Annotated in this window: 15 protein-coding genes; 13 read left to right on the forward strand and 2 right to left on the reverse strand. The window is 73.9% G+C overall.

Annotated features, from left to right (window positions below; translation table 11 throughout):
• The first annotated feature begins 2 nt into the window (after nucleotides 1-2).
• Complete coding sequence (gene serA, locus HBO46_RS05890; protein WP_166140271.1) at nucleotides 3-1,589, forward strand: phosphoglycerate dehydrogenase; 1,587 nt, start codon at nucleotides 3-5, stop codon at nucleotides 1,587-1,589.
• 127 nt (nucleotides 1,590-1,716) lie between these two features.
• Complete coding sequence (locus tag HBO46_RS05895; RefSeq protein ID WP_166140272.1) at nucleotides 1,717-2,814, forward strand: NAD(P)H-binding protein; 1,098 nt, start codon at nucleotides 1,717-1,719, stop codon at nucleotides 2,812-2,814.
• Between the two features lie 12 nt (nucleotides 2,815-2,826).
• On the opposite strand, the gene HBO46_RS05900 is transcribed toward HBO46_RS05895, so the two are convergent.
• On the reverse strand, nucleotides 2,827-3,396 hold the full coding sequence (locus HBO46_RS05900; RefSeq protein ID WP_166140273.1) for an O-methyltransferase: 570 nt from the start codon (nucleotides 3,394-3,396) through the stop codon (nucleotides 2,827-2,829).
• A gap of 414 nt (nucleotides 3,397-3,810) precedes the next feature.
• Between HBO46_RS05900 and HBO46_RS05905 the strand changes: the two genes are divergently transcribed.
• The 8 genes from HBO46_RS05905 (at nucleotide 3,811) to HBO46_RS05940 (ending at nucleotide 12,357) form a co-directional block, all read left to right on the forward strand.
• Nucleotides 3,811-3,948: a hypothetical protein gene (locus HBO46_RS05905; RefSeq protein ID WP_166140274.1), complete on the forward strand. Its 138-nt coding sequence runs from the start codon at nucleotides 3,811-3,813 to the stop codon at nucleotides 3,946-3,948.
• A gap of 10 nt (nucleotides 3,949-3,958) precedes the next feature.
• Nucleotides 3,959-5,044, forward strand: a complete 1,086-nt coding sequence (locus tag HBO46_RS05910) for a 3-isopropylmalate dehydrogenase (RefSeq protein WP_166140275.1) — start codon at nucleotides 3,959-3,961, stop codon at nucleotides 5,042-5,044.
• 147 nt (nucleotides 5,045-5,191) lie between these two features.
• Nucleotides 5,192-6,280 (forward strand): branched-chain amino acid aminotransferase, encoded by a 1,089-nt coding sequence (locus tag HBO46_RS05915; RefSeq protein ID WP_166140276.1) that lies wholly within the window; start codon nucleotides 5,192-5,194, stop codon nucleotides 6,278-6,280.
• A gap of 134 nt (nucleotides 6,281-6,414) precedes the next feature.
• Nucleotides 6,415-7,473 (forward strand): FecCD family ABC transporter permease, encoded by a 1,059-nt coding sequence (locus HBO46_RS05920; protein ID WP_224769397.1) that lies wholly within the window; start codon nucleotides 6,415-6,417, stop codon nucleotides 7,471-7,473.
• Nucleotides 7,470-8,543: a FecCD family ABC transporter permease gene (locus HBO46_RS05925; RefSeq protein WP_166140277.1), complete on the forward strand. Its 1,074-nt coding sequence runs from the start codon at nucleotides 7,470-7,472 to the stop codon at nucleotides 8,541-8,543. The genes HBO46_RS05920 and HBO46_RS05925 overlap by 4 nt, the downstream gene beginning before the upstream one ends.
• A 43-nt stretch (nucleotides 8,544-8,586) precedes the next feature.
• Nucleotides 8,587-9,471 (forward strand): ABC transporter ATP-binding protein, encoded by an 885-nt coding sequence (locus tag HBO46_RS05930; RefSeq protein ID WP_166140278.1) that lies wholly within the window; start codon nucleotides 8,587-8,589, stop codon nucleotides 9,469-9,471.
• 81 nt (nucleotides 9,472-9,552) lie between these two features.
• The gene (locus HBO46_RS05935; protein WP_207950377.1) at nucleotides 9,553-10,593 is read left to right on the forward strand and encodes an iron-siderophore ABC transporter substrate-binding protein; all 1,041 of its coding nucleotides are present in this window, start codon (nucleotides 9,553-9,555) and stop codon (nucleotides 10,591-10,593) included.
• A 57-nt stretch (nucleotides 10,594-10,650) separates the two neighbouring features.
• Complete coding sequence (locus HBO46_RS05940; RefSeq protein WP_166140279.1) at nucleotides 10,651-12,357, forward strand: serine/threonine-protein kinase; 1,707 nt, start codon at nucleotides 10,651-10,653, stop codon at nucleotides 12,355-12,357.
• A 102-nt stretch (nucleotides 12,358-12,459) separates the two neighbouring features.
• On the opposite strand, the gene HBO46_RS05945 is transcribed toward HBO46_RS05940, so the two are convergent.
• Nucleotides 12,460-13,056: a TetR/AcrR family transcriptional regulator gene (locus tag HBO46_RS05945; RefSeq protein WP_166140280.1), complete on the reverse strand. Its 597-nt coding sequence runs from the start codon at nucleotides 13,054-13,056 to the stop codon at nucleotides 12,460-12,462.
• Between the two features lie 161 nt (nucleotides 13,057-13,217).
• On the opposite strand from HBO46_RS05945, the gene HBO46_RS05950 reads away from it, so the two are divergent.
• The 3 genes from HBO46_RS05950 to HBO46_RS05960 are packed head-to-tail and all read left to right on the forward strand — an operon-like array spanning nucleotide 13,218 to nucleotide 15,663.
• The gene (locus tag HBO46_RS05950; RefSeq protein WP_166140281.1) at nucleotides 13,218-13,763 is read left to right on the forward strand and encodes an NAD(P)H-dependent oxidoreductase; all 546 of its coding nucleotides are present in this window, start codon (nucleotides 13,218-13,220) and stop codon (nucleotides 13,761-13,763) included.
• A gap of 35 nt (nucleotides 13,764-13,798) precedes the next feature.
• On the forward strand, nucleotides 13,799-15,202 hold the full coding sequence (locus HBO46_RS05955) for an amidase (protein ID WP_166140282.1): 1,404 nt from the start codon (nucleotides 13,799-13,801) through the stop codon (nucleotides 15,200-15,202).
• Nucleotides 15,196-15,663 (forward strand): hypothetical protein, encoded by a 468-nt coding sequence (locus tag HBO46_RS05960; RefSeq protein ID WP_166140283.1) that lies wholly within the window; start codon nucleotides 15,196-15,198, stop codon nucleotides 15,661-15,663. Before HBO46_RS05955 ends, HBO46_RS05960 begins: the two co-directional genes overlap by 7 nt.
• Nucleotides 15,664-15,897 lie beyond the last annotated feature (234 nt).

The raw sequence follows: 15,897 nt of genomic DNA on the forward strand, positions 1-15,897 counted from the left end.
CTGTGAGCAAGCCTGTCGTCGTCATCGCCGAACCCCTGAGCCCCGCCACGGTCGAGGCGCTCGGACCGGACTTCGACGTCCGCCACTGCGACGGCACCGACCGGGCGGCGCTGCTGGGCGCGGTGGCCGACGCCGAGGCGCTGCTGGTGCGCTCCCGGACCCGCGTCGACGCCGAGCTGTTCGCCGCCGCGCCCCGGCTGCGGGTGGTCGCGCGTGCCGGCATCGGCCTGGAGAACGTCGACGTGCGCACCGCCACCACGAGCGGCGTCATGGTGGTCACCGCGCCGACCTCGAACGTCGTCTCGGTCGCCGAGCTGACGGTGGCGCTGATGCTCGCCGCGGCCCGGCACGTGAGCCGTGCGGACGCCGCGCTGCGCGCCGGCAGCTGGGACCGCAGCCCGTTCGTCGGCACCGAGCTGTTCGAGAAGACCGTGGGCATCGTCGGGCTGGGCCGGATCGGGGTGCTGGTCGCGCAGCGGCTGGCGGCGTTCGGCATGCGGGTGCTCGCGCACGACCCCTACGTGCAGGCGGGCCGGGCGGCGCAGATGGGCGTGCGCCTGGTCGACCTGGACACCCTGCTCGCGGAGTCCGACTTCATGTCGGTGCACCTGCCGCGGACCAACGAGACGACCGGCCTGATCGGTGCGGCCGAGCTCGCCCGGGTGAAGCCGTCACTGGTGCTCGTCAACGCCGCCCGCGGCGGCATCGTCGACGAGGCCGCGCTGCACGCGGCCCTGAGCGAGGGACGGGTGGCGGCGGCCGGGCTCGACGTCTTCGCCGAGGAGCCGGGCGTGGACAGCCCGCTGCTCGCCCTCCCGAACGTCGTCGCGACGCCGCGCCTGGGCGCCTCCACCGTCGAGGCGCAGGAGAAGGCCGGCCTCGCGGTGGCCCGCTCGGTGCGCCTCGCGCTGGCCGGCGACCTGGTGCCCGACGCGGTCAACGTGCAGGGCGGAGTGATCGCCGAGGACGTACGCCCCGGCATCCCGCTCACGGAGAAGCTCGGCCGGATCTTCACCGGGCTGGCCGGTGGCGCGGCCCAGCAGATCGACGTCGAGGTCCGCGGCGAGATCACCGCCCACGACGTCAAGGTGCTCGAGCTGGCCGCGCTGAAGGGCGTCTTCGGCGATGTCGTCGAGGGCCAGGTGTCCTACGTCAACGTCCCGCTGCTGGCCGCCGAGCGCGGCGTCCTGGTGCGTCTGGTCATCGACCCCGAGAGCCCCGACCACCGCAACCTGATCACGCTGCGCGGCACCCTCGCCGACGGCTCGCAGGTATCGGTCAGCGGCACCCTCGTCGGCCTCGCCCAGCGCGAGCGGCTGGTCGAGGTCAACGGCTTCGACGTCGACCTCGAGCCGACCGACCACCTCGCGTTCTTCGCCTACACCGACCGCCCCGGCATGGTCGGCGTCCTCGGCCGGGTGCTCGGCGAGGCGGGCGTCAACATCGCGGGCATGCAGGTCGCGCGCGACACCCGCGGCGGGCGGGCGCTGGTCGCGCTCTCGGTGGACTCGGTGATCCCGGTCGGGGCCCTCGAGGAGATCGAGCGCTCCCTCGAGGCCGCCACGGTGCGTGCGGTCGACCTGGTCTAGGCCCAATGGCGGCCGCCGCTGGCGTGGCGCGCGGTGCTCGGTGGCAGTACGCCGACCGGTGATAGCAGGATATATGATCTCCGTCATGGGCCCGTCGGGCCGTCATCCTGCCTGAGAGGGAGCCCCCATGGCCTTCAGCACCATCACCGACCTCGACGTCGCCGCGAGCCAGCGCCACAGCCACGAGCTGCGCAGCCGTCTGCTCGAGACCGAGTCGACCACCTACGTGACCGGCCCGACCGGGACCGGCAACGGTGAGCGCGTGCTCCTGCTCGGTGGCACCGGCTACATCGGGCGCGCCGTGGTCAAGGAGCTCGCCGCGCGCGGCTACCGTCCGGCGGTGCTGGCCCGCAGCGCCGAGACCAAGAACGACCCCGACTACGCCGACGCCGAGGTCGTCGTCGGTGACCCGACGCGCGCCGACGACGTGGTGTCCGCGGTCGCCGCCGCCCCGACGGCCGTGGTGATCTCGCTGCTCAGCGGGCGCAAGCCCAACGACGCCGAGGAGTGCGAGATCGTCGACCACGACGCGGTGGTCAACGGCATCCGCGCCGCCGTCGCGCACGAGGTCGAGCAGTTCATCCACATCAGCGACTTCGGCGCCTACCGTCCCGAGCTGATCCCGCAGGTCTACAAGCTCCAGGTCGAGGGCGAGCTGATCGGCGAGCACCACGGCCGGCTGAACTGGACGATCGTGCGCCCCACGGCGTACTACCCCTACCTCTCGATGACCTTCGGCGACGTCAAGAACGGCGAGCCGTACCGGATCTTCGACCACGGCGAGTACAGCGTCGTGAACCCGATCGCGCGCGAGGACCTCGCCGAGTTCATCGTCAACCAGGTGCTCGCGCCCGACGCCTACCGCCGGGTGCTGCCGGTCGGCGGGCCGTGGGTCCCCGAGAACGTCGTGACGCTGAAGGCGGCCGGCGAGATGATGTTCGACGTGCTGGGCCGGACCCCGGAGTTCAACGTGGTCACGATGGCCTCGTGGGACAAGAAGATCGCCCGCCTGACCCGCCTCGGCAAGATCAGCAAGCAGCTCAAGCCGGTCGCGTTCTACCTCGAGGCCGCGAAGTACTGGTCGGTCGTCGACCACGTCGCCCCGGCGTACGGGACCCGCACCCTGCGCGGCTTCATGGAGAAGCTCAAGGACCGCGAGTTCCCCACCGGCAGCTTCAAGGAGCGGATGAAGAACGGCACCCAGATGATGCCCACCGACATCTGACCCGAGGAAGGGTCAGTGGCGGGTGGCGACGATCACGGAGGCGTCGGAGGCGACCATCAGCTCGACGGCGGTGAAGCGCTCGTCGGTGAGCCACTGCTCGCGCAGGGTGTCGACGCGGCCGTAGGTGACCGGCGGCCAGATCTCGCACGGCGTGAAGTCGTCGAGCACGACGAGGCCGCCGTCCTCGACCAGGTCGGCGATGGCGTCGACGCCGACGTCGCCGGGCTCGGTGGAGTCGAGGAACAGCAGGGAGAACGGCCCCTTGTCCAGCAGCGTGGACCAGTCCGCGGCGAGCACCTCCACCTGCGGGTCGTCGGCGAAGATCGTCGCCGCCGCGCGGGCCAGCTTGGGGTTGAGCTCGGCGGTGATGATCCTCGCCGCGTCGCCGCGTACGCCGGAGCGCAGCCAGGCGGTGCCGACGCCGCAGCCGGTGCCGAACTCGGCCATCGTCCCGCCCCGGGTCGCGGCGAGGGTGGCCAGCAGCCGCCCGGTCTCGTTGCGGCAGAACGACACGTAGCCCGCGGTGCGGGAGACGGCGAACGCGCGGGAGACCACGTCGGGAAGCTCTGGCGGTGCGCTCATGCCCGCGAGTCTTGCACCTGCGCGGGGCCGTCTCGCATGGCGAGCAGTTCGTGAGAAGGGTGTTCCCCGGACCGCGGACCCGGGAGTAACATCCCGGCCATCATGCGGAGCGTCTTCGTACTTCTCGAGCGCCGCGGCGAGGCCTGAGCACCACTGCTCACGAGAGGCCACCTCGCCGCGGTGGTCGGCGTTGACGGCTTCTCGCACATCTGTCGATGTCTCCGCGGCGGGTACGCCCTCGAGCTGGCGTGATCCGCAACTCTCCTGACCGGCTGGCGCCGTTCCCCGGGTGATCCCCGGCACGACGCCGCCGCACCGTCGTCCCGCCGCGGGGCCGTCGACCGGATGTGGCACCGCCCCATCCGCACCGCACCGCACCCGTCCCGCGAGCACCAGACGACCAGGAGAGCACCGATGTACGACATGTATCCCGAGTGGGGACCCGCCAGCCACCACCCCGACAACCCGCGCAGCCGCGAGAACACCGTGCTCGCCGTGCAGCGCTCGCTCGACCTGCGGGACAACGGCGGTCAGCGCCCCGACGACAACTAGCGTGAACCCCATGACCAGCTCGAGCTCCGCCCCCGCACCCGCCTCCGGCACCGTCCGTCTCGCCGTCGTCCCCGGCGACGGCATCGGCAAGGAGGTGACCCCCGAGGCCCTGAAGGTCCTCGAGGCTGCCGCCCCCGCGGGCGTGAAGTTCGAGCAGACCCACTACAGCCTCGGCGCCGAGCACTACCTGGCCACCGGCGAGGTGCTGCCCGACGCCGCGCTCGCAGAGATCCGCCAGCAGGACGCGATCCTCCTCGGCGCCATCGGCGGCAAGCCCAACGACCCGAACATCCCCCCGGGTCTGCTCGAGCGCGGCCTGCTGCTGCGCCTGCGCTTCGAGCTCGACCACTACGTCAACCTGCGACCCTCGCGCCTCTACCCCGGCTCGAGCTCGCCGCTCGCCAACCCCGGCGAGATCGACTTCGTGGTCGTCCGTGAGGGCACCGAGGGCCCCTACACCGGCAACGGCGGCGCCCTGCGCGTCGGTACGCCGGCCGAGGTCGCCACCGAGGTCTCGGTCAACACCGCGTACGGCGTCGAGCGCCTCGTGCGCGACGCCTTCGCCCGCGCCCAGCGCCGGCCGCGCAAGAAGCTCACCCTGGTCCACAAGACCAACGTGCTCGTGCACGCCGGCTCGGTGTGGTGGCGGCTGTTCAACGAGGTGGCCGCGGAGTACCCCGAGGTCACCACCGACTACCTGCACATCGACGCGGCCACCATCTTCATGGCCACCGACCCCGCGCGCTTCGACGTGATCGTCACCGACAACCTCTTCGGCGACATCATCACCGACCTCGCCGGCGCCGTCACCGGCGGCATCGGCCTGGCCGCCTCCGGCAACGTGAACCCGTCGGGCACCGCCCCGTCGATGTTCGAGCCGGTGCACGGCTCCGCCCCCGACATCGCCGGGCAGCAGAAGGCCGACCCGACCGCGGCCATCCTCTCCGCGGCCATGCTGCTGGACCACCTCGGCCACCCCGAGGCGGCCCGTCGCATCGACGACGCCGTCGTCGCCGACCTCGCCGCCCGCACGCCCGGCCAGGCGCGCCGTACTCCCGAGGTCGGCGACGCGATCGCCGCCCGAGTATCCGGCTGACGCCCCGCTCCGCACTCCGGTCGGACGCCGGGCACCCCTGACGGTGCCCGGCGTCCGCCATTTCCCGCTGCTTTCCCCGCCTGAGCGCGCGTGCTCGTTCCCGCACCGCGGGCCCGCGCCGACCCGACTAGGACTACCGTGCCTCCTATGCAGATCCGCACCACGCCCAACCCGAACCCGGTCAGCGACGAGCGCCTCGCCGAGGTGCTCGCCGACCCCGGTTTCGGCAACCACTTCACCGACCACATGCTCACCGTGGAGTGGACGCCCGAGGCGGGCTGGCACGACGCCCGCATCGAGCCGTACGGCCCGATCAGCCTGGACCCGGCCACCGCGGTGCTGCACTACGCCCAGGAGACCTTCGAGGGCATGAAGGCCTACCGCCACGCGGACGGGTCGATCTGGACCTTCCGTCCCGAGGCGAACGCCGAGCGCATGGCCCGCTCCAGCGAGCGGCTGGCGCTGCCGGTGCTCGAGGTCCCCGACTTCCTCCAGGCGGTCGAGGAGCTGGTCCGCATCGACCAGCGCTGGGTGCCCGACACCACCGCGCCCGATGCGGGGGAGAAGAGCCTCTACCTGCGCCCGTTCATGTTCGCCTCGGAGAAGTTCCTCGGCGTGCGTCCCTCCCAGCACGTCACGTTCATGGTGATCGCCAGCCCGGCGGGGTCGTACTTCAAGGGCGGGCTGAAGCCGGTCTCGCTGTGGCTGACCGAGGACTACACCCGGGCCGGTCGCGGCGGCATGGGCGCGGCCAAGACCGGCGGCAACTACGCCAGCTCCCTGGTCGCCCAGCAGCAGGCCACCGCGAACGGCTGCGACCAGGTCGTGTTCCTCGACGCCCAGGAGGGCAAGTACGTCGAGGAGCTGGGCGGCATGAACATGTACTTCGTCTACGCCGACGGCCGCATCGTCACCCCCGCGACCGGCACGATCCTCGAGGGCATCACCCGCAGCAGCATCATCGACCTCGCCCAGCAGATGGGGCACAAGGTCGAGGAGCGCCGCTTCGGCATCGAGGAGTGGCGTGAGGGCGTCGCCAGCGGCGAGATCGTGGAGATCTTCGCCTGCGGCACCGCCGCGGTGGTCACCCCCGTCGGCAGCCTGAAGTGGGACGGCGGCGAGGTGCCGTGCGTCCACGAGAGCGGCGAGGTCACGATGGCGATCCGCTCCGCGCTCGTCGACATCCAGTACGGCCGCGCCGAGGACACCTTCGGCTGGATGCGCCGCATCGTCTGAGCCGTGACGGGCGCCCGGGCTCGGGCCCGGGACCCCGTGGTACGCCCGGTGGGACTCGCCACCGCTGGGCTGTGAGGTTAGCCTTACCTTTGAGCGGGTGTGCCGTCCGGGCGCGCCGTGGCAGGGAGGTGGTCGTGAGCTCGACGCTCGACCGGCCCCCCGCCGTACCGTCCGCGCCGCAGGTCCGGGCCACCCGGGTCTCCCGTGGCGTGGTGAGCGCGCTGGTGCTGCTCGCGCTGCTGGCCCTCGTCGCGCTCGCCAGCCTGATGTGGGGCGCCCGCGACATCAGCCCCAGCCAGGTGTGGGCCGGTCTGTTCTCCCCGGTCGCCGGGGACAACGACCATGCGGTGGTGCGCGACCTGCGGGTGCCGCGCACCCTGATCGGCATCGTCGGTGGAGCCGCGCTCGGCGCCGCCGGGGCGCTGCTCCAGGGCGTCACCCGCAACCCGATCGCCGACCCCGGGCTGCTCGGCATCAACGCCGGCGCCTCCCTGGCGGTCGTCACCGCCATCTCCGCCCTCGGCGTCTCCTCGGTCGCCGGCTACCTGTGGTTCGGCTTCGCCGGGGCCGCGATCGCGGCGGTGGTGGTCTACGGCGCCGCCTCGCTCGGCTGGGAGGGCGTCACGCCGATCAAGCTCGCGCTGGTCGGGGCCGCGTTCACCGCGACCGCGACCTCGCTGAGCAGCGTCGTGCTGCTCACCGACCGTCGCACGCTGGGGGAGTACCGCTTCTGGCAGGTCGGCTCGCTGGCCAACCGCCCGCTCGACGTCCTGGTCGCGGTGCTGCCGTTCGTGGCGCTCGGCCTGCTGCTCGCGCTGGCCTCCGGGCGGGTGCTCAACGCGCTCGCGCTCGGTGACGACGTCGCCCGCGGCCTGGGCCAGGACGTCGCCCGCGGACGCCTGCTCGTCGTCGTGGCGGTGGTGCTGCTGTGCGGCTCGGCGGTCGCGCTGGTCGGCCCGATCGCGTTCATCGGCCTGGCGGTCCCGCACCTCGCCCGTGTGCTCGTCGGCCCCGACTACCGCTGGCTGGTGCCGCTCTCCGCGCTGCTCGGACCGGTGCTGCTGCTGGCCGCGGACGTGGTCGGGCGCCTCGTCGTACGACCCGGTGAGCTCGAGGCCGGGCTCGTCGTCGCCGTGCTCGGAGCCCCCGTGCTCATCGGCATCGTGCGCCGCTCGCGGGCGGTGGCCGCATGAGCGCCCCCACGCTGCTGACCGGGGTCTCCGACGAGCGCCTCGAGGTCGCCGCCCGGGGCCTGCGCGCCACCCGTCGGCACCGGCGGACGCGGCGCGCGGTCGTCACCCTGGGCCTGCTCGCTGCGGCCGTGGCGCTGTGCCTGACCTCGCTGATGATGGGCGACTACCCGCTCTCGGCGGGCCAGGTGCTGGCCGCGGTCGCCGGCTCCGACGCCGCCCCGGCGTCCTTCATCATCACCGAGCTCCGCCTGCCCCGGGTTGCCCTCGGCGTGCTGGTCGGGGTCGCCTTCGGCATCGCCGGGGCACTGTTCCAGTCGGTGCTGCGCAACCCGCTGGCCAGCCCCGACGTCATCGGCATCTCCCAGGGCGCGAGCGCGGGCGCGGTCGCGGCGATCCTGCTCGGCGGCGCCAGCGGCGCGCTCGTCTCGCTCTCAGCGATCGCCGGGGGAGCGGCCGTCGGCCTGATGCTGTACGCCGTGGCGTGGCGCGGCGGGATGACCGGCCACCGCTTCGTGCTCGCGGGCATCGGGGTGGCCTACGTCTGCTCCTCGGTCATCGGCTACCTGCTGACCCGCAGCGAGGTGCAGCAGGCCCAGTCCGCGCTGCTGTGGATGACCGGCAGCCTGGCCCAGGCCGACTGGAGCCTGGTGCGCAGCCTGGCGCTCGCGCTGCTCGTGCTGGTCCCGCTCGTCGCCGCCGTGGCCCGCGCCCTCGACATCCTCCTGCTTGGCGACGACCAGGCCCGCAGCCTGGGCCGGCGCCCCGACCTGACGCGCGGGCTGGTGATCGCCCTGGGCGTCGCGCTCGCCTGCGTGGCCACCGCGGCCGCCGGGCCGGTCGCGTTCGTGGCGTTCACCGCTGCCCCGATCGCCCGGCGCCTGCTCGGCGACGGGACCCTGGCGCTGCTCCAGGCCGCCCTGGTCGGGGTGGTGCTGGTGGTCGGCGCCGACCTGGTCGCCCAGCACCTGCTCCCCGCCGACATGGCGGTCCCGGTCGGGGTCGTGACCGGAGCCATCGGCGGGCCCTACCTGATCTGGCTGATGGCCAGCGGCCGCGCCCGCGCGGCCTGACCCCCCGAGACCCGCAGGCACCCCTGTGAGAAGGAGAACCGCGATGACCCTGACCGCGCACCGGTCCGAGGAGACCGGCGCCCGCGACGAGGCGCCGGTGTCGCTGGTCGCGCGCGGGGTGCAGCTGGCCTACGACCAGCGCACGGTCGTGCACGGCGTCGACCTCGCGGTCCCCTCGGGCCAGGTCACCGTGATCGTCGGGGCCAACGGCTGCGGCAAGTCCACGCTGCTGCGCGGCCTGGGCCGGATCCTGCGGCCCAGCGCCGGCACCGTCGAGCTCGACGGCACCGACCTGCAGCGGCTGCGCCCCCGCGACGTCGCCGCGGTGCTCGGGCTGCTGCCGCAGCAGCCGATCGCGCCCGAGGGGATCACCGTCAGCGACCTGGTCGCCCGCGGGCGCCACCCGCACCAGGGCGCGTTCCGGCGCTGGAGCTCGACCGACGCCGATGCCGTCGCCGCGGCGCTCGCGCTCACCGACACCCACGAGCTGGCCGGACGCCGGGTCGAGGAGCTGTCCGGCGGGCAGCGCCAGCGCGTCTGGGTGGCGATGATGCTCGCCCAGGACCCGCGCATCATGCTGCTCGACGAGCCCACGACGTACCTCGACATCGCCCACCAGGTCGACCTCCTCGACCTGCTCGCCGAGCTCAACGCCACCCGCGGCACCACGGTGGTGATGGTGCTGCACGACCTCAACCTCGCCGCGCGCTACGCCCAGCACCTGGTCGTGATGGCCGACGGGCGGCTGCTGCGCGAGGGCCCGCCCGCGGAGGTGCTCGACGTCGAGTGCGTGCGTGAGGCGTTCGGGCTGGAGTCGCGGGTGATCCCGGACCCGGTGACCGGCTGCCCCCTCGTCGTACCGGTCGGGCGGTACGCCGGGGGTGCGCCGACCGATCCCGCCGCCCGCGGCCCTCGACCCGAGCGGTGATGCGGATTGGCGCCCGCGATAAGGTAAGGCTGTCCTAATCATTTGGGTCGCTGATCGGCCCCTCCACCCCGAGGAGTGGACGTGACGTCCGTTCGCCAGTTCCCCACCCGGTCCCGCTCCCGCGCGGCCCTGTCGCTCGCGGCGGCCGCCCTGCTCGCCCTGCCGCTGGCCGCCTGCGGCTCCGACGACGCCTCGGACGCACCCGAGGCGGGCGCCAGCGACTCCTTCGAGCCCGTGACCATCGAGCACGCCTTCGGCGAGACCGAGATCGAGGAGAAGCCCGAGCGGGTCGTGACCTGGGGCTGGGGCTCCCCGGACGCCGCCCTGGCGCTCGGCGTCACCCCGGTCGCGATGGAGAAGCTCAGCTACGGCGCCTCCGAGGACGGCTTCATGCCGTGGCAGGAGGAGGCCTTCGAGGAGTCCGGCGAGACGCCCATCGCGCTGACCCCCGGCGAGGCGCCGCCGTTCGAGGAGATCGCGGCCGCTGAGCCCGACATCATCCTCGCGAACTACTCCGGCATCACCGAGGCCGACTACGAGAAGCTCTCGAAGATCGCCGACACCGTGGCCTACCCCGAGGAGCCCTGGGCGACGCCGTGGCGCGACGTGGTGACCACCGTCGGCGAGGCGCTCGGCCAGTCCGAGGAGGCCGAGCAGCTGCTCGAGGAGATCGACGCCGAGGTCGCCGCGGCGGCCAAGGAGAACCCCGAGTTCAAGGGCAAGACCATCGCCGCCGTCGCGATCGACCCCAGCGCGTTCTACGTCTACCGCGGCGCCGACCCGCGCGTGGAGTTCCTCGAGGACCTCGGCTTCACCCTCGCCCCCAGCGTGGACGAGCTCGACACCGAGGAGTCGACGTTCTACTACACGCTCAGCACCGAGGAGGTCGACAAGCTGACCTCCGACGTGCTGCTGTCCTACGTCCCGACCGAGCAGCGGGCCGAGGAGATCGCGAAGGACAAGACCTTCAAGACCATGCAGCAGTTCCGTGACGGCACCGTCGCCACGGTGGTCGGCGAGGACGTCGTGGCCGCCGTCTCGCCGCCGACCGCGCTGTCGCTGACCTGGGGTCTCGACGTCTTCGTGGACGAGCTCGCCGCCGCGGTCGCCAACGTCCGCTGACCCGCTGCACCTCGAGGGTGGCGCGGGCGGCCGGCCGACACGGGTAGATTTCGATCCGTGTCAGAGCTCCCGGCCTCCCGCGCCGCCGCGAAGGTGGGGGACTACACCCTGCTGGCCAAGATCGGCGAGGGCGGGATGGGCGTGGTCCACCTCGCCCGCCACGACGACGGGCACCGCGTCGCGCTGAAGGTGATGCGCCCGCACATCGTCGGCGACGACGAGGCGCGCGCCCGGCTGGCCCGCGAGGTCAGCTCCCTGGAGCTGATCCGCAGCCGCTGGGTGGCGGAGATCCTCGACGCCGACCCGTGGGCCGAGGTGCCCTACGTCGCCACCCGCTACGTCCCCGGCCTCTCGCTGCACGACCACGTGGTCGAGGAGGGGCCGATCACCGGCCCGGACCTCCTCTGGTTCGCCGCCGGGCTCGCCGAGGGCGTCGCCAGCGTCCACGCCGCCGGCGTCCTGCACCGCGACATCAAGCCCTCCAACGTGCTGATGGAGGGGCGCACCCCGATCCTCATCGACTTCGGGCTGGCCCGGGTCGCCGACGACCCGCGGCTGACCCACACCGGCTGGCTGCTCGGCACCCCGGGCTACCTGGCCCCCGAGATCCTCTACGGCGACGACGCCACCGCCGCCTCCGACATCCACTCCTGGGCGGCCACCGTCGCCTACGCCGGCACCGGTCGCCCGCCGTTCGGGCGCGGCCCGGCGATGGCGATCATGGACCGGGTGCGCCGCGGTGAGCACGACGTCAGCGGCCTGCCCGACGACCTGCCCGAGGACCTGCGCGGTCTCGTCGAGGCGGCCCTCGACCCCGACCCCGCGCTCCGGCCGAGCCTCGCCGACGTGCTGCACCGGCTGCGCCCGCGCACCACCCGGTCCACCGCCCCGGTCCCGCCGCCGCCCGCGGCCGAGGACCTCCACACCGTGCCGATCGCGCTGGCGTCGCACCAGGCGGCGTACCAGCCGACGGGCCGGGTCGCCGAGCCCGAGGACGACTGGGACGAGGACCGCTGGGACGAGGACGGGTGGAGCGACGACCCGCCGCCCACCCGCGTCGAGACCCAGCACGCCACCCGGTTCCTCCCGCGGGTCGAGGAGCACCCGCACGAGCACGACCGGGACGACTGGGACGACTGGGGGGCACCCGTCGAGCCCGCGACGCCGCAGGCTGGGTTCGCCGAGCGCGCGCGCCGCGCGGTGCTGTGGGCCGGTGCCGCGGCCGGCGTGGGCGTCGGCGTCGCGGCGTACCCCTGGCTGGCGAGCGCCGTGGTGCTCACCGTGGTCTGGCTGCTGCGCAGCGGGTCGCTGATCGCGAGCGCGGTCGGTGACCGGCGCCGGCTGCGCGGACGGCGTTGGTACGACGGGCCGCAGCTGCTGCTGAGCGCTCCGTGGGGGCTGGTGCGCTCGATCCCCAGCACCCTGGTGCTGGCGCTGTGGAGCGCCGGGCTGGCCGCGGCCGCCGGGCTGATCTGCTACGCCTTCGCCACCGCGGTGCCGGCCACGCTGCTCGTGTGCGGGACGGTGCTCGGGCTCGCGCTCGCCTGCGGCCCCGGCGGCAACCGGGTGCGCCGTCCGCTCGCGCGACTGGTCCACCCGGCCGCGGCGACCGGTGCGAGCTGGGTGCTCGCCGCCGGCGTGCTCGCGGCCCTCGTCGGCGTACTCGCCTGGCAGCTGCAGGACGGCGGCCCGCGCTGGGCCCCCGCCACCGAGCAGCCCCTCCCCGGCCTCCCCGGCCTGCCCTGGGACGACACCAGCTCCTGACCCCGGGTGATGAGGTCGAGTCGAGACTTCTGACGCTCGAGTCGAGACTGTGGACGCTCGAGTCGAGACCTGCCGACCACAAGGGCCGACTCGGCGGGTGGGTCAGCGGCCGACGACGCGGGAGGCCAGGTCCACCCAGGCGGCGTGGATGCGGTCCACGTCGATGCCCTCGACGGTGACCTGGTTGTGCAGCACCGGCTGCTCGAGGGGCGCGAGCAGCGCGGTAGCGAGCAGCGGCAGGTCGCCGGGGGTGTCGAGCTCGGCGAGCAGGTGGTGCACGTGGAGCGCGGCGAAGGAGTGCACGGCCGCGGAGCGCGCGTCGGTGAAGCCGGCCGCCCGGATCAGGTCGGCGGCCTCCAGCACCCGCTCCAGGCGGGAGCGGCCGAACGCGACCAGCCGGTCCCAGGGCGGCGCGCCCGGGCCCAGCGGTGGCGGTCCGCCGATCACCGCGGCCTGCCACTCCGCCTCGGAGAAGTCCAGGACCGCGGCCATCAGGCCCGCGCGGGAGCCGAAGCGCCGGAAGACCGTCCCCTTGCCCACGCCGGCGGCGCTCGCGAGCGCCTCCATCGTCAGGTGATCGGGGCCGTCCTCGCGGATCAGCCGCTGGGCGGCCTCGAGCAGCCGCTCCCGGTTGCGCGCGGCGTCGCTGCGCTCCACCGGGGCGGAGCCGAGCAGCGGCAGCGGACGGGGATCGGACATGGTCCGGCCAGCCTAGAGACGCCGGCCACCGCGTGCGGGCGAATGCGCCGCGGCGGCGCGACCCAGATCACGCGTGGTACGGACCAGTGAGGGGAATGAAAACGGACCACGGTCCGTTTTCATTCGCCGAGACCTGTCCCAGATCCAAGGAGCACCACATCGTGACCACCACCCGTGTCGCCATCCTCGTCGGCAGCCTGCGCGCCGACTCGCTGAACCGCAAGGTCGCCGAGAAGCTCGCCGCCGAGGCTCCCGAGGGCGTGACCCTCTCGATCGTCGACGGTCTCGAGCAGCTGCCGTTCTACAACGAGGAGCTCGACGCCGGTGACGCGCCGGCCGCCGCCGTCGCGGTGCGCCAGGCCGTCGCCGAGGCCGACCGGGTCCTGGCCGTCACCCCGGAGTACAACGGCACCATGCCGGCCGTGCTCAACAACGCCATCGACTGGCTCTCGCGCCCGTACGGCGGCGGCGCCCTCTCCGGCAAGCCGTTCGCGGTCATCGGCGTCACCCCCACGCCGTACGGCGGCAAGTGGGCGCACAACGACACCGCCCGCTCGGCGAACATCGCCGGCGCCGTCGTGCTCGAGGACGTCACGGTCTCCCAGTCGGCCCTCGAGGTCGACGTGCTCAACGACGCGGAGGTCTTCGCGAAGCTGCAGGCCGCCGTGCAGGCGCTGGTGGACTACTCCGAGACCGCCGCGGCCTGAGGCTGCACCGCGGTCGGGTCCGCTAGCGTCGCCGCATGGCCGACCTCCACGACCTGACCGCGCTCGAGCAGGGCGTCCTGGTGCGCCGCCGCGAGGTGTCGCCCCTCGAGCTCGCCGAGCACTACCTCGAACGCGCCGACCGACTCGACTCGGTCGGCGCGTTCGTCACGCTCACCGCCGATCGGGCCCGGGAGGCCGCCCGCGACCTCGGCGCCGGTGCGCCCGAGGGCGCCGGACCGCTGCACGGCGTCCCGAGCGCGATCAAGGACCTCAACCTCACCGCCGGGGTCCGCACCACCTTCGGGTCGGCCGCCTACGACGACCACGTCCCGGAGATCTCCGACGGCGTCACGCTGGCGATGGAGGCCGCGGGCCTGGTGAGCCTGGGCAAGACGAGCACGCCCGAGTTCGGCTCGCCCTGCTACACCGAGCCGGACGTCGCCCCGCCGTCGGTGACGCCCTGGGACCGCACCCGGGGCGCGGGCGGGTCCTCCGGCGGCGCCGCGGCCGCGGTCGCGGCCGGGCTGGTCCCGCTCGCCCAGGGCTCCGACGGCGGCGGCTCGATCCGGATCCCGGCCTCCTGCTGCGGGCTCGTGGGGCTCAAGCCGAGCCGCGGGCGGATCAGCGGGTTCCCGATGTACGGCGACCCGATCGGGCTGGGCACCGCCGGCTCGCTCGCGCGCACCGTGCGCGACGCCGCGGCACTGCTCGACGCGCTGGCCGGCCGACGCAGCGGCGACCCCTTCTGGGCGCCACCGTCCGGCGGCCCGTTCCTCGCCGCCTGCGACCGGGAGCCCGGACGGCTCCGGGTCGCGCGCTTCGTCGCGCCGGTGATCGCCGACGCCCCGGTCGACCCGGAGTGCGTGCAGGCGTGGGAGGACGCCTCGCGGCTGCTGGAGTCGCTGGGCCACGACGTCGAGGACGTCGCCGTACCGCTGCCGCCGGAGGCGGTCGGGGTCTTCGAGACCTGCTGGGCGGTGTTGACCGCACTGTCCACGGCCCCCGCCGGCCGCGAGGAGCAGCTGCGCCCGCTCACCCGCTGGCTCACCGAGCGCGGCCGGGCGGTGAGCGGGCCGGAGTTCGGCCTGGCGATCGGGGCCCTGCGCCGCTTCGCCGCCGACGCGCTCACCGCGCTGGCGCCGTACGACGTGGTGCTGACGCCGACGCTGGCCGCCCCGCCGGTGCGGGTCGGGGCGCTGCGCGACGACGCGGACCCGCAGGCGGACTTCGAGGCGCAGAAGGCCTTCACCCCGTGGACCTCGGCGTGGAACGTCACCGGCATGCCGGCGGTCTCGCTGCCGCTGCACTGGACGCCCGAGGGGCTCCCGGTCGGGGTGATGCTCGCGGCCCGCCCGGCCGAGGAGGAGCTGCTGCTGTCGCTGTCCGCCCAGGTCGAGGCCGCCGCGCCGTGGGGTCACCGCCGGGCGCCGGGATGGTGACCCCCACGGTCCTGGGCCTGGCCCGGGCGTGGGCCGAGTTGCCCGCGCCGGACCTCGCCTCGCTGCGCGTGGAGGTCGCGGGAGACCTGCGGGCCTCGTTCGGGCGCCCGCTCACCCGGCTGGCCCCGGCCGGGCTGGGCCTGATCGGGCTGCCGCGCTGGCAGGGCAAGCGGTTCCGCGCCGGAACGGGTGAGGGCCTGGCCGGCGTCAACCTCGTACGCCGCCGCGACGGCGCGCTCGCGGAGGTGCTGCCGATGCGGGCCGCCATCGGCCCCTCGCTCGCCGACGGACGGCCCGCGGTCGTGGTCGCCTACGCCGCCGACGCCCCGCGCCCGTGGTGCTGGGTCCGCGACGAGCTGCGCCAGCGCCCCGACGGCACGCTGCTCGGCATGACCTGGGTCGACGTACCGCTGCTGCGTCGGCTGCCCGGCACGCCGTTCCTGCTCACGCCCTCGGCCTGAGCCGCCTCGCCCGACCTGAGCCCCCGGGTCCTTACCCCCTCGTCGGGTGGCGGCCCGGGGGTGCACGTACCTGCGCAATTGCTGGGTTTGGCACCGTCGCGCGCCCGATACAGGTACTTCTCCGCGCAATTGCGCGGTTATGCGCGCCCCGAAGACCCCTCATCAAAGACGGATCAGATGGTTGACCCCGCTCCTGCCACGCCCCTACCCTCCTTCCACGAGGAGGAACAGTGT

It is taken from the genome of Nocardioides ochotonae (assembly GCF_011420305.2).
GTDB lineage: Bacteria > Actinomycetota > Actinomycetes > Propionibacteriales > Nocardioidaceae > Nocardioides > Nocardioides ochotonae.

Coding starts and splice junctions, on each gene's coding strand:
- HBO46_RS05895 (WP_166140272.1), top strand. CDS start 1,717: ATGGCCTTCAGCACCATCACCGACCTCGACGTCGCCGCGAGCCAGCGC.
- HBO46_RS05900 (WP_166140273.1), bottom strand. CDS start 3,396: ATGAGCGCACCGCCAGAGCTTCCCGACGTGGTCTCCCGCGCGTTCGCC.
- HBO46_RS05905 (WP_166140274.1), top strand. CDS start 3,811: ATGTACGACATGTATCCCGAGTGGGGACCCGCCAGCCACCACCCCGAC.
- HBO46_RS05910 (WP_166140275.1), top strand. CDS start 3,959: ATGACCAGCTCGAGCTCCGCCCCCGCACCCGCCTCCGGCACCGTCCGT.
- HBO46_RS05915 (WP_166140276.1), top strand. CDS start 5,192: ATGCAGATCCGCACCACGCCCAACCCGAACCCGGTCAGCGACGAGCGC.
- HBO46_RS05925 (WP_166140277.1), top strand. CDS start 7,470: ATGAGCGCCCCCACGCTGCTGACCGGGGTCTCCGACGAGCGCCTCGAG.
- HBO46_RS05930 (WP_166140278.1), top strand. CDS start 8,587: ATGACCCTGACCGCGCACCGGTCCGAGGAGACCGGCGCCCGCGACGAG.
- HBO46_RS05945 (WP_166140280.1), bottom strand. CDS start 13,056: ATGTCCGATCCCCGTCCGCTGCCGCTGCTCGGCTCCGCCCCGGTGGAG.
- HBO46_RS05955 (WP_166140282.1), top strand. CDS start 13,799: ATGGCCGACCTCCACGACCTGACCGCGCTCGAGCAGGGCGTCCTGGTG.
- HBO46_RS05960 (WP_166140283.1), top strand. CDS start 15,196: ATGGTGACCCCCACGGTCCTGGGCCTGGCCCGGGCGTGGGCCGAGTTG.